The sequence below is a fragment of the Candidatus Thiodictyon syntrophicum genome (assembly GCF_002813775.1).
Lineage (GTDB): Bacteria > Pseudomonadota > Gammaproteobacteria > Chromatiales > Chromatiaceae > Thiodictyon > Thiodictyon syntrophicum.
On record NZ_CP020370.1, the window covers coordinates 1,971,719 to 1,984,443 of the forward strand.

Consider the following 12,725-nt stretch of genomic DNA (forward strand, 5'->3'; position numbering starts at 1 on the left):
TTTGTCAACGGCTTGGCATGAGAAAGTGTCGCACGCGTCATCGTACTCCCCCAAGCACAGAACCGACCGCCGGGCCTTCCAGGCAACACGCTTCTTGCATCGACTTTTCGGCGCCTTTTTAGGTCAGATTGAACACCCTAGCCGGTGGCTACTACTATTTCGACATCCTGAAACCGGGGAGCTACTACGTCCGCATCCCGGCCACCGAGTTCGCCACGGGTAGGCCGCTGGCGGGTTATCTCAGCTCCACCGGCGCGGACAGCGGTACGGTCATCGACCTCAACGACAACGGCATCGATAACGCCGCACCGCTGACCAACGGCATCCAGTCCAACACCTTCATGCTTGCCGTGGGTACCATGCCCACGGGTGAGGACCAGACCGCCTACACCGGCGGCCTGCCGGATGCCAACGTCAACGCCACCGACGACTTCGGCTTCGTTGCCGCCAACACCCTGGTCGCCATCGGCAACCGCGTGTGGATCGACAACGGTGCGGGCACTGGCGGGGTGGCGAACGACGGCATCCAGAACGGTACCGAGGCGGGTGTGTCCGGCGTCACTGTCCTGCTGTTCGACAGTAGCAACGCCCAGGTCGGAACTACCACCACCGATACGGATGGCTTCTACTTCTTCGATAACCTGCAACCTGGGAGCTACTACGTCCAGATCCCGGCCACCGAGTTCGGCAGTGGTAAGCCGTTGGAGGGCCTCTTGAGCTCCACCGGGGCAGATGCCACGACCACGACGGACCTCAATGACAACGGCATCGACAACGTCGCGCCGGCCGTCAATGGCATTCGCAGCAACAGCTTCACCCTGGCGGTGGGCTCCATGCCCACGGGTGAAGATCAGACCGGCTACACCGGCGGACTGCCGGACGCCAACGTCAATGCCACCAATGACTTCGGGTTCATGGATCCAAAGGCCAACCTGGTGGCGATCGGCAACCGGGTCTGGCTCGACGATGGGCTAGGCGGCGGCCTGATCAACAATGGCCGGATCGATGGCACCGAAGCGGGTATCGCCAACGTGGCGGTGGAGATCTACGATGACAGTAACAACCTGATCGCGGCCACCCACACCGATGTCAATGGGCGCTACTACTTCGATAACCTGGTCCCGGGCAGCTACTACGTCCTGATCCCCGTCAGCGAGTTCGGTACCGGCCGGCCCCTGGTGGGGCTGTCCAGCTCCACGGATGTGGCGGCGAAGGACGCTGTCACCGATGACATTACCGATGAGAACGGCATCGACGACGCCGCGCCGGCCACCAATGGCATCCGCTCCAACCTCTTTACCCTCAGCGTGGGTGGCGAGCCGACGGATGACGACCAGACCGGCTATACGGGTGTGCTGCCGAACAGCAACGTCAATGCCACCGACGACTTTGGCTTCTACAACGTGCTGGCGACCAAGGTGGCCATCGGCAATCGGGTCTGGCTCGACGATGGACGCAGTAGCGGAGTGGCTAACAACGGCGCCCGGGATGGCGGGGAAGTTGGCATCGACGACGCGACGGTAGAGCTTTACAACGGGGGCGGTACCCTGATCACCAGCACCACCACCAGCGGCGGCGGCTATTACTGGTTCGATAACCTGAGTCCCGGGCAATACTACGTCTTGCTGCCGGCCGGTCAGTTCCAGACCGGCGGGGTGCTGGCAGGGCTCTTCTCCAGCACGGGTGCGGGTACCGACGAGATCACGGACGAGGGGCTGGATGAGAATGGGCGCGATGTCGCCAATCCGGCCAGCACCGGGATCCGCTCCACCACCTTCAACCTGCAACCTGGGACAGAGGTAACGGGAGAGCTTCAGACCGGCTACCCGGGGGGCCTGCCGGATGACAGCGTCAACGGCACCGCCGATTTCGGCCTGGTGAACGGCGCCGCGGTGCTGGTGGCCATCGGCAACCGGGTCTGGCTGGACGATGGTAGCGGTGGCGGCCTGGCCGATGACGGCGTGATCAACGGCACCGAGGCGGGGATCGATGGGGTGGATGTGCAACTCTACGACAGTGCGAACCAGCTCATCGCGACCACAGTGACGAGCGGCGGCGGCTACTACTTCTTCGACATCCTGGCGGGGGGCGCTTACTACGCCGCGATCCCGGCGAGCGAGTTCGGGTCGGGTCAGCCGCTGGCCGGGTTGCTCAGCTCCACCAACGCCGGCAACGATGAGATCAACGACAGCGATGTCGATGAAAACGGGATCGACGACCCGACACCGGCCACCAACGGCATCGTCTCCAATACCTTTACCCTGAGCGCCGGCAACGAGCGAACGGGTGAGGACCAGACCGGCTACCTGGGCGTGCTGCCGGACGCCAACGTCAATGCCACGGATGACTTCGGGTTCTACAACCCGCTGACCACCAATGTGGCGATCGGCAATCGGGTGTGGCTGGACAACGGCGCCTCCGGCGGTATCGCCAACGACCACATCCAGAACGGCGGGGAGGCCGGCATCCCCAATGTGACGGTGGGACTCTATACCAGCGTCGGCGGCTTTGTCAGGAACACCCAGACCGACGCCAACGGCAACTACTGGTTCGACAACCTGGCGCCCGGCCAGTACTACGTCCGGCTGGCCCCGGCGGAGTTCCTGCCCGGTGGCGACTTGGTCGGTCTGGTCTCCAGCACCGGTGCCGGCAGCGATGAGTCCACTGACCAGGATGTCGATGAGAACGGTATCGACGAGGTCAACCCGGCGGTGAATGGGATCCGCTCCAACACCTTCAACCTGCAGGCCGGGAGCGAGCGTGTGGGCGAGGACCAGAGCGGTTACGGTGGTAGCCTGCCCGACAACAGTGTCAACGGCACCAACGACTTCGGGCTTATCGCGCCGGCGCAGACCCTGGTCGCTATCGGCAACCGCGTGTGGCTCGACAATGGTGCCGGGGGCGGGGTGGCCAATGACGGTATCTTCAACGGTGGCGAGGCCGGGATCGCCGGGGTTGCGGTGCAGCTCTACGATCCGGCCAACACCCTGGCGGCAAGCACCGTCACGGACGCCAATGGCCTCTACTGGTTCGACAACCTGGCGCCGGGCAATTACTACGTGACGATCCTGGCCAGCGAGTTCGGGTCAGGCAAGCCCTTGGATGGCTTGCTCAGCAGCACCGATGCCGGCACCGACCAGGGCATCGATGACGATGTGGACGAGAACGGCATCGATACTCCGAACCCGGCCTCCAGCGGCATCCGTTCCGGCAACTTCACTCTGAGCGTCGGCGGGGCGCCGGTGGGCGAGGCGCAGGATGGCTACGCGGGGGTGCTGCCCGATGCCAGCGTCAACGCCACCGATGACTTTGGCTTCATCGTTCCGGCCAGCACCCTGGTCGCCATCGGGAACCTGGTCTTCCACGATACCAACGGCAATGGACGCTACGAGCCCGGACTCGGTGAGACGCCGATCAACGCCGTCACCGTCGATCTGTTCTTCGAGGGCGACGACCCGGCGACGGTGGCCCCGTATCGCACCACGACCACGGCCGGCGGCGGATTCTACCTGTTCGACAACCTCCCCGAGGGGCGCTACTTCGTGTTGATCCCGAAGGAGGAATTCGCGACCGGCGGCGATCTGGTCGGGCTTGCGTCTTCCCCCGGTGCGGGTGGTGACAACGCCCTGGACGACAATGTCGATGAGAACGGAATCGACGGCGGCACGCCCGCCAGCCAGGGCGTGCGCAGCGGCATCATCGACCTGGCGGTCGGCCACGAGCCCACTGGCGAGCAGGGGGCCGGCAGCTACACCGGCAGCTTGCCGGATGCCAACGTCAACCTCACGGTCGACTTCGGCTATGTCCCGGCGGCGGCCACCTGCACCACCATCTGCGATGTCTACCCGCGCCGCGGTGTCACGGCACAGCTTCCGAATGGCGTTAATTCATTGAGTGGTGATGCGGTCGTGGACATCAACGATATCGCCTGGATCAGCAGTCATCAGAAGATCAAGGTGACGCCGACCGGGGCGGCTCATAGCGGCGATTGCGTGAAGGATGGCAAGCTCACGGTGAACGACGTTAGCTCGTGTCAGTTGTATATCACGCCGCGACCCTGAAACTGCACGATGACGTGATTTTCCCCCCACTGGGGGGAGGATCAGGAGGGGATGAGGATGAGCCGTTGCCGATCAGGGTTCCCTTTCCTGCGCTTGGTACCGTCCGCTCCGTGCTTGACCCGATGAGCGCCTAATTTTCGGAGACCATCAAACGAATGAATAGATCGCCGTTTTTTTTCCTGGTCGGGACCGCTGGGCTCGCGCTCAGCCTGATCTATACGGCTCCGGTCGGGGCCGTTCCCACCTTCACCGTTACCCCGTCGTTCACGGGTCCGCTGCTGGCCGGTGCGACCTTTACCGTTGACGTGACGCTTTCGGGCCTTGGTAGCGAAGTAGGGGTTAATGACTTTGTCAGTGCCTACGACTTGTTGTTGGGCTATGACAGCTCGTTCCTGAGCGCGAACAGCGTTACGTTCGGAGCCGCCCTTGGGACTGGTGCGTTAGATCCACCCGACGATACCGACGGCGAGTATTTCGTCACGGGTCAGCAGACGGATTATGTCGTGCCCGCGAGCTACAACGGGCCGCACGGCGCGGATCTGGCGGTCGATTTCGGTCAGTCGTCCGTGCTGTGCGGTTTCGTTGGCGATACCTGTCCACTCGCTCCGTCTGGGTCAACGACCTATCTCATGGCCCTTCAGCCGAGCGGCGTCGTGCTTGCGACCTTCAGCTTTACGGTGAACGACCCGCAGCAGCGCGGTATCACTTGGCTGACCTTGATAGACAACACCATGATCCCCGATTCCGACGAGCAGTTTTTCGACGTCAAGGGCAACGACAGAGAGTCACCCACCGGTATCGCCATCGGGCTAGCCAACGGTCAGGTTGAAGTGCCGGAGCCGGGCACTCTGGCGTTACTGCTGGGGGCTGGTCTGTTTGGGGGTGGCCGTAAGGCATTGCGGCGCCGCCGGGCCTCGGCCTAGAGCGAGGTATGTCGCTGCGCAGCCGGGTCGCCGGGTTCGCTGTGCGGCCAGCCCGCGGCACGAATCTGGCGAAGTTTGTAGAATGGGCAGAGCGCAGCGATGCCCATCTGCCGCCGCGATCCTTGATGGCATCGTTGATGGGCATCGCTCTCGCTCTGCCCATCCTACGGATCTCAACCGTGCCGGGATCGAACGATGGTTTGCTGGATTGGAAGAATGACATCGACGGGTCCCCGGTCACGATGTACCGGAACAAGACCACCCTGGATATTTCTGTTCCCGGCCCCGCGACCCTTCCGCTGCTCGGTCTGGGTCTGCTCGCCCTGCGGCGTGCCCGTCGGTTGGTTAAGCGCTGACGTTAGAAATCGTTACGGACGGGGTGAATGCCCCGTCCGGCCCGTGGTTCTCACGGACCGGGCGTCGTTGTCGTTGTCGTAATCGTGGTCGGATTATTCGATTACGACAACGACAACGACAGCTTACCCGGGATCTTGGTCACCACATCAGTTCTGATCGCACCCCCGCCCGCCTTCGCACTGGCGTTGTTCTGCCTGCCCCGCTAAAGTGTTGCGCTGTCCGGGGGCCCCGGCCGGCAGCCGGGCTTCGCGCCGCGGCCGACTGACCCGCGGCCCCCACTTTCCCGGTCGCTCCGCCAAGGCCCGCATCCGCCGCGGGCCGATGGCGCGCCGGCGACTGCCACACGGAGTCTTCATGCGTCTTTCCCTGCGTTTACGGCCGGTCTGCGGCGCCCTCCTGGCGGGGCTGCTGACCCAGGCCCAGGCCACCACCCACGCCCTGCCGGAGTTTACCGCCCTGGTGGCCGAGAACGGTCCCAAGGTCGTCAATATCAGCAGCAAACAGCGCCCGCTCCCGGCCAAGCGCTTCCCCGGCGTGCCGACGCCGGACTTGCCGGACGACAGCCCGCTCCAGGACTTCTTTCGTCACTTCTTCGGCGATCAGGGCGACCCCGGGGACGCGCCGGGGGACGCCGAGCAGGGCCGCTCGCTGGGCTCCGGGTTCATCGTCTCCGCCGACGGCTATGTCCTGACCAACGCCCATGTGGTCGAGGGTGCCGACGAGATCGTGGTGCGCACCAGCGACCGCCGCGAGTTCGTCGCGACCCTCGTCGGGTCCGACAAGCGCAGCGATGTGGCCCTGTTGAAGCTCGACGCCGCCGGCCTGCCGACGGTGAAGATCGGTTCCGCCAAGGATCTTCAGGTCGGCGAATGGGTGCTCGCCATCGGCTCGCCGTTCGGTTTCGAGCACTCCGCCACGGCGGGCATCGTGAGCGCCAAGGGCCGTAACCTCCCCAGTGAGAACTATGTCCCCTTCATCCAGACCGATGTCGCCATCAACCCGGGCAATTCGGGCGGTCCCCTGTTCAACCTGGACGGGGAGGTGATCGGCGTCAACAGCCAGATCTACAGTCGCACCGGCGGCTTCATGGGCCTCTCCTTCGCCATCCCGATTGATGTGGCGATGGACGTGCTCGAGCAGCTCAAGACCAAGGGGCGGGTCAGCCGCGGCTGGCTCGGGGTGCTGATCCAGGACGTCACCCGCGAACTGGCCCCGACCTTCGGCCTGCCGCAGCCGGGCGGGGCCCTGGTGGCGCAGGTGCTGCCCGACAGCCCGGCCGCCGCCGTCGGTCTCCTGCCGGGCGACGTGATCCTGCGTTACAACGACAAGGAGGTCGCCACCTCCAGTGCCCTGCCGCCCCTGGTCGGGACCACCCCGGTCGGCGAGTCGGCCCGCCTGGAGGTCCTGCGCAAGGGCAAGCCGGTCAGGCTCCAGATCAAGATCGCCGAACTCCCCGACGAGGACCAGTCTGACGACGGCAGCGACGACAAGGGCGCCGGGGCGCCGGAGGGCAAGCCCAACCGGCTCGGGATGGTGGCCAGCGACCTGCGCGCCGACCAGCGCGAGCAACTCGACCTCGAGCGCGGCGGCGTCCTGGTGGAGCGGGTGAAGGAGGGGCCGGCGGCCCAGGCGGGCCTCACGGCGGGTGACGTCATCCTGATGCTGGACGGTCAGGACGTCGCCGACCTGGCCGGGTTCAACCGCATCCTCGAGGCCCTGGAACCCGGGCGCTCGGTCGCCGTGCTGGTCGAACGCGGTGACGGGCGGATGTTCTACGCCGTGCGGATTCCGAAGCCCTGAACTGAAAAAGAGTATTTGGCCGCAAATGAACGCAAATGAACGCAAATAAGCGCCAATAAGCGGCTGGTTAGCATGGTCGCGGGCGTCACCCGGACGATGAACATGCAGTAAAGGCCAGGTCTCTGATTATTTGCGTCAATTTGCGTTCATTTGCGGCCAAACTGCTCTTTCTTGGTTCACTGCGCCCGCGGCAGCCAGCGCTCAAAGGCCGCGCTGAGGTCCGTGAGCCGGAACGGCTTGGAGATGTAGTCGTCCATGCCGGCGGCGAGGCAGGATTCCCGGTCGCTCTCCATGGCATTGGCGGTGAGGGCGACGATGGTGGGCCGGTGCGCCCCGTCCAGGGCGCGGATGCGCCGCGTGGCGGCGAAGCCGTCCAGGAGCGGCATCTGGCAGTCCATCAGGATCAGGTCGTAGTCGATGGTGCGACAGCGTGCTACGGCCTCTTCGCCGTTCTCCGCCGTGTCGACCTCGACCCCGAGCTTGCGCACCATGCTCGAGGCCACCTTGCGGTTGATGGCGTTGTCCTCGGCGAGCAGGACCCGTCCGCGGTAGCGGGCGGGCGCCGGCGTCGGGGGGCGCGCGGGGGCGGTCGCGGTCGGTGCCGGGATAGCGGTCGGGGTGGGGTCGGCGGGCCGCTCGGGCGCGGCCTCCCGTGACCGCGCCAAGACGCGCGACAGGCACTGGCGCAGGGTCTCGATCAGCACCGGCTTGATCAGATAGGCGCTGAACCCGGCACGGCGGAAGTGCTCGGTGTCCCCACGCTGCCCGGAGGAGGTCAGGAGCACCAAGGGCAACCGGGCGAAGGCCGGCTCCGCCAGGACCTGGCGGGCCAACTGCTCCCCGTCCAGGTCCGGCATCAGGTGGTCCAGCAGGAGGAGTTCAAAGGGGTCCCCGGCCGCGGCGGCGGCCCGCAGGGCGGCGAGTGCCAGGGTGGCGTCCCCGACGACCTGGGAGCGGGCGCCGAAACTGCGCAACTGCTCCTGAAAGACGCGCTGATTGACCGGGTTGTCCTCGACGATGAGCGCGTGCACCCCGGTCAGGTCGATCGTCGCCGGCGCCGCGGCCGGGGCCGCGGCGAGCGGTAGCGGGAGGGTGAACCAGAAGCTGGAGCCCTGGCCCGGCTCGCTGCTGACGCCGATCTCCCCACCCATCAGTTCGACCAGGCGGCGGCTGATGGCGAGCCCCAGGCCGGTGCCGCCGAAGCGCCGGGTGGTGGAGGGGTCGGCCTGGACGAAGGACTCGAACAGGCGTGTCTGGGCCTCGGGGGTGATACCGATCCCGGTGTCCTCCACTCGCAGATGGATGCGGGCGACGCCGCCGGTCTCCGAGAGTCGGCGCACACTGACCAGGATGTGCCCCCGCTCGGTGAATTTTACCGCGTTACCGGCCAGGTTGAGGAGGATCTGACGGACGCGCCCGGCGTCGCCGACCACATAGCGGGGGCAGTCCGGCCGGTAGTCCAGGATCAGTTCCAGTCCCTTCTCCTCGGCCCGGGTCGAGAGCAACTGGGCCACCTCGTGGGCGGCGGCGCCGAGGTCGAACGGCAGCGGCTCCAACTCCAGGCGGCCGGCCTCGATCTTGGAGAAGTCCAGGATATCGTTGATGATGGTGAGCAGGGCCTGGCCGGACTTGCGGATCGTCTCCACGAATTCGCGCTGTTCCGCACCGAGCGGCAGATCGGCCAGCAACTCCGCCATCCCGAGCACGCCGTTCATGGGGGTGCGGATCTCGTGGCTCATGCTGGCCAGGAATTCGCTCTTGGCCTGCGAGGCGGCCTGCGCCGCATCGCGGGCGACGCGCAGCTCGGCGGCGGACTGGCGGCGGGCCAGCCCGTTACTGAGCACGTCGGCGACCCGCCCGAGGAACGCCAACTCCCGTTCGGCGCGCTGGTGTCCCGGGGCCAGGTAGAGGGCCAGGACCCCGAGCACCCGCCCACCCTGCACGAGCGGCACATTGTAGTGCCCATGATCGCGCGCGTCGGAGAGACAGCGGGCGTGGTCCGGGCTCAAACCGTCGCTGTGGATCGCCTCGCGGGCGGCCGCGGCCCGGCCGCACAGGCAGGTCCCGAAGGGGATAGCGGCACAGGCGGCGATGCGCTCCGGGCTCAGGTTGCGGGCGGCGACGAGCCGCAGTCGGGGCGGGTCCTGGCCGTCATCGGCCAGCAGCACGCCGCCGCGCGGCTGGAGCCTGAGCCAGGGGACCGCCTCGAGCAGGGTGGCCAGGCTCGCGTCGAGGAAGGGCGCGGCGGCGGAGTCCTCCAGGGCCAGGCGCAGCAGGTTGCCCAGGGTCTGCTCCTCGGCGACGGCGCGCTGGCGCTGGGCGGACTCCTGCTCCAGGTGGTGCTCCTGGGCGATCAGCCGGGTCTCGTCGCTGCGCTGGTGCTCGATCGTGGTCCACAGCTCCTCATAGAGCCCGCACAGGGTGTGTTGGATGCGCCCGAGATAGAACCAGAAGAACCCGAGCAGCAGGGCCGCCAGCCCCAGGGCCAGGGCGGTGAGGGCGGTGATGGTCGCCGCCGCCCCCGCGTGCGCCAGGGTGATATCGTCAAGGAGCAGGATCAGCCCCACCCGCCGACCGGCGGCATCGCTCAAGGGCAGCGACTGCACCGCCAGGCGGCGCTCCGCCGCGGTCAACTCCTTGGGGTCGGCGAGGGGTGTCGCAGCAGTGGTGGCGGTGACGGCACCGAGGGCGGCGGCCAGGGTGTCCGGCGGTGGGTCCAACGTACCGCCCGCCAGGACCACCCCGGGGAACTGGTCCCAATCCCCCCCGCGCCCCGCCGCCCGCCGCCCCTCCTGCCAGCGTGCGCGCTCCAGCAGGCCCTTGTCGATGAACACGAACAGGTCGATCCCCAGGACGGCCTTGACCCGGGGTGCCAGGCGATCGATATCCTCCCCCAACGCCAGGTCGTCGAGCCGCTCGCCATCGACGAGTGCCACGTCCTGGCCCAGGGCCGACTGGAACAGGGCCGCGACCTGCCGGCCGGTCTCGCGTGTCGCCCGCTGCAGGTCCGCCTGAGCGTGCCGGTGAAACCCCAGCACGGCGGCGAGCAGCACGAGCCCCAAGGCCAGGGCGAGCGGCCAGAGGATGCGGGTGCGGAGGTGCTGTGCGTGGTCCGGGGCGATCATGGGTAGTGACGGTTCGCGTATTTTTCTGCTCCCCCGAGGTGCGAGGGTCGGGTAGCGGCGCGCCGGGTGACTTGAGGTCCGCAACCGCGACGGCCGCCGATAACCGTCCGGCGATTCTACCAGCGCAAGGACCCTAACAGCGGGTCAACCGGGTCAAAAGCGCAGTTGTCCGTCGCAAACGCACAGAAACGCGCAAAAACAAACGCCTCTGATCTCCTCGGCCCATGGCATCCGGGGTCATGGGGCCTGCGACCCGTCGGCCGACGCTGGTAAGACCGGCCGGGCAGGCGCACCCTGGTAGCTTGACCCGCGGGTGTCGGCCGGACTTTCACGGTATTCTTGTCTCTGTCTCCTTGGGACGCGGATGTTTGAGCCCGGAAAAAGCAGTTCAGTAACGACTCAAGGACAAGCTAAGGTTGATCGATAATGGGGCCGGCGCTGCCAGTGACCGGCTTCACGCTTGACTGCCACCTACCCACCTAATCCAGGGGGACCCATGACCGCACCCGCCATGATCCATCACCAGATCGCACCCTTCTTCGTGTCGCGCGACGGGCGCTGCCGGGTCCAGTTGTGGCTGGCCGCCGCGCTTCCCGGCGACCTTCCCACCGGGGTCTTCTTGCGGCTGGAGCCGGACAATGAAGAGCGTCTGATCCCCATGGAACTGATTGCGGAGGCCGGGCGCTTCCGGGTCTATGCCGCGGACCTGATCCCCAACCCGGCCGGACCACTCACCGTCTACGCCTTCAAGGTCCTGTGGACGGACCGGCAGTGGTGGCTGGATGCGGCGGGCGCGAGCCCCCGGATGCCGCTGCGCGAGCGCTTCTTCCGGGCCAACCTGGTGGACGCCACGCCGGACTGGGTGCCGGATCAGGTCTTCTACCAGATCTTTCCGGAGCGTTTTCGCAACGGCGACCCGGCGGTCAGCCCCCAGTCCGGCGCCTACGCGCCGCGCGACGACGGGCCGATCCGGGCCAAGGACTGGGGTGAGCCCATCGACCCGCAGCGGCCGAATAGCGAATTCTACGGCGGCGACCTGATCGGCGTGCGCCAGTCGCTCGATTATCTCCAGGACCTGGGCGTCACCGCCCTCTACCTGAACCCGATCTTCACCTCACCCAGCGTACATAAATACGACATCGAAGACTTCGAGCACGTCGACCCCTACCTGGGCGGCGATCACGCCCTGGCGGACCTGCGGGTGGCCGCCACCGGACGGGGCATCCGTCTGGTGCTGGACGCGGTGTTCAATCACACCTCCGACACCCACCCCTGGTTCAACCGCTGGGGGACCCATGCCGCGCCCGGGGCCTACCAGGACGTCGCCGCGCCCTACCGCGGCGCCTATGTCTTCAGCGATTCCGCCGACCCCGAGAGCTACCAGTGTTGGCAGGGGTCCAAGGTCCTGCCGGTGCTCGATTTCGGCCATCCGGCGGTGCGCGACTACTTCCTCGACGGGGTCGACTCGATCGTGCGCCGCTGGCTGCGCCCGCCCTATTCGGTGGACGGCTGGCGCATCGACGTGGCCCACATGATGGGGGAGGGCACCGGTGCCCGCAACAACGCCCGGGTGCTCCGGTTGCTGCGCCGGGCCGCCCGGGAGGAGAGCCCGCGCGCCTACATCCTGGGCGAGCACTTCGGCGAGGCGACCCGCTGGCTCCAGGGCGACCAGGAAGACGGCGCCATGAACTATTACGGATTTTCCTTCCCGGTGCGCGCCTTCCTCGCCGGCCAGGACGTGAATTATCACCCCATCGCCCTGGACGCCGCCGAACTCGATGCCTGGCTCACCGACGCCCGCTCCCGCATCCCCTATGCCAACCAACTTTGCCAATTGAACCTGCTGGGCTCCCACGACACCGCCCGCTGCCTCACGGTGCTCGGCGAGGACCGCTTCCTGATGCGCCTGGCGCTCCTGCTGCTCTTCACCTACCCCGGGGTCCCCTGTATCTATTACGGCGACGAGATCGGCATGACCGGCCGCAACGACCCCTACAACCGCGCCTGCTTCGACTGGGACGAGGACCACTGGGACCGGCCCCTGCGCGCCTGGGTCCAGACCCTGGCCGGCCTGCGCCGGGAGCACCAGGCCCTGCGCCGGGGCGCCTACCAGACCCTGCTCGCCGCCGGCGACATCTTCGCCTTCGCCCGCTGCCTGGACTCCGAGGTCGTCATGCTGATCGTCAACCGCGGCACCGCCCCCTGCGCCGGCGTGCGCGTCCCCCTGGCCGGACTGCCCGGCCACGCGATGAACCTGGGTGTCCTTTTGGGCGAGTGCCCCTGGGGCCTGGGCGGGGATACCCTGACCCTGGACCTGGGGCCTAAAGAGGGCCTGCTGCTGCGCGGTGAACTCGGGGAGGCCGCAACCTGACCTGGGCCCGTGGGAGCGGCGTCGCGCCGCGAAAGGCCCTCGCTCGCCTGTCACCGCTCCGGCCACCTCGGGGGTGACATCCGTCGCG

6 protein-coding genes are annotated in these 12,725 nt (G+C 66.9%); 5 read left to right on the forward strand and 1 reads right to left on the reverse strand.

The genetic code is table 11. From position 1 onward, the window contains the following. Positions 1–128: 128 nt before the first annotated feature. From THSYN_RS08395 to THSYN_RS08410, 4 genes are all read left to right on the forward strand, one after another. The gene (locus THSYN_RS08395; RefSeq protein ID WP_100918732.1) at positions 129–4,061 is read left to right on the forward strand and encodes an SdrD B-like domain-containing protein; all 3,933 of its coding nucleotides are present in this window, start codon (positions 129–131) and stop codon (positions 4,059–4,061) included. A gap of 155 nt (positions 4,062–4,216) precedes the next feature. Beyond that, a complete protein-coding gene (locus tag THSYN_RS35240; RefSeq protein WP_100918733.1) occupies positions 4,217–4,984 on the forward strand; it encodes a PEP-CTERM sorting domain-containing protein in 768 nt (255 codons plus the stop codon). 8 nt (positions 4,985–4,992) lie between these two features. Next, positions 4,993–5,340: an MYXO-CTERM sorting domain-containing protein gene (locus THSYN_RS08405; protein ID WP_100918734.1), complete on the forward strand. Its 348-nt coding sequence runs from the start codon at positions 4,993–4,995 to the stop codon at positions 5,338–5,340. A 355-nt stretch (positions 5,341–5,695) separates the two neighbouring features. Further along, positions 5,696–7,141, forward strand: coding sequence for a DegQ family serine endoprotease (locus tag THSYN_RS08410; protein ID WP_100918735.1), 1,446 nt, complete (start codon positions 5,696–5,698; stop codon positions 7,139–7,141). A 176-nt stretch (positions 7,142–7,317) separates the two neighbouring features. On the opposite strand, the gene THSYN_RS08415 is transcribed toward THSYN_RS08410, so the two are convergent. Then, complete coding sequence (locus THSYN_RS08415; RefSeq protein ID WP_100918736.1) at positions 7,318–10,266, reverse strand: response regulator; 2,949 nt, start codon at positions 10,264–10,266, stop codon at positions 7,318–7,320. A gap of 496 nt (positions 10,267–10,762) precedes the next feature. Here THSYN_RS08415 and malZ point away from each other — a divergent pair, with 496 nt between their 5' ends. Continuing rightward, the gene (gene malZ / locus THSYN_RS08420; protein WP_100918737.1) at positions 10,763–12,637 is read left to right on the forward strand and encodes a maltodextrin glucosidase; all 1,875 of its coding nucleotides are present in this window, start codon (positions 10,763–10,765) and stop codon (positions 12,635–12,637) included. Positions 12,638–12,725 lie beyond the last annotated feature (88 nt).

What these genes read in the sequence shown, in the direction of transcription:
- THSYN_RS08415 (WP_100918736.1), bottom strand. Translation starts at nt 10,266, where the DNA reads ATGATCGCCCCGGACCACGCACAGCACCTCCGCACCCGCATCCTCTGG.
- malZ (WP_100918737.1), top strand. Translation starts at nt 10,763, where the DNA reads ATGACCGCACCCGCCATGATCCATCACCAGATCGCACCCTTCTTCGTG.
- THSYN_RS08410 (WP_100918735.1), top strand. Translation starts at nt 5,696, where the DNA reads ATGCGTCTTTCCCTGCGTTTACGGCCGGTCTGCGGCGCCCTCCTGGCG.
- THSYN_RS35240 (WP_100918733.1), top strand. Translation starts at nt 4,217, where the DNA reads ATGAATAGATCGCCGTTTTTTTTCCTGGTCGGGACCGCTGGGCTCGCG.
- THSYN_RS08405 (WP_100918734.1), top strand. Translation starts at nt 4,993, where the DNA reads ATGTCGCTGCGCAGCCGGGTCGCCGGGTTCGCTGTGCGGCCAGCCCGC.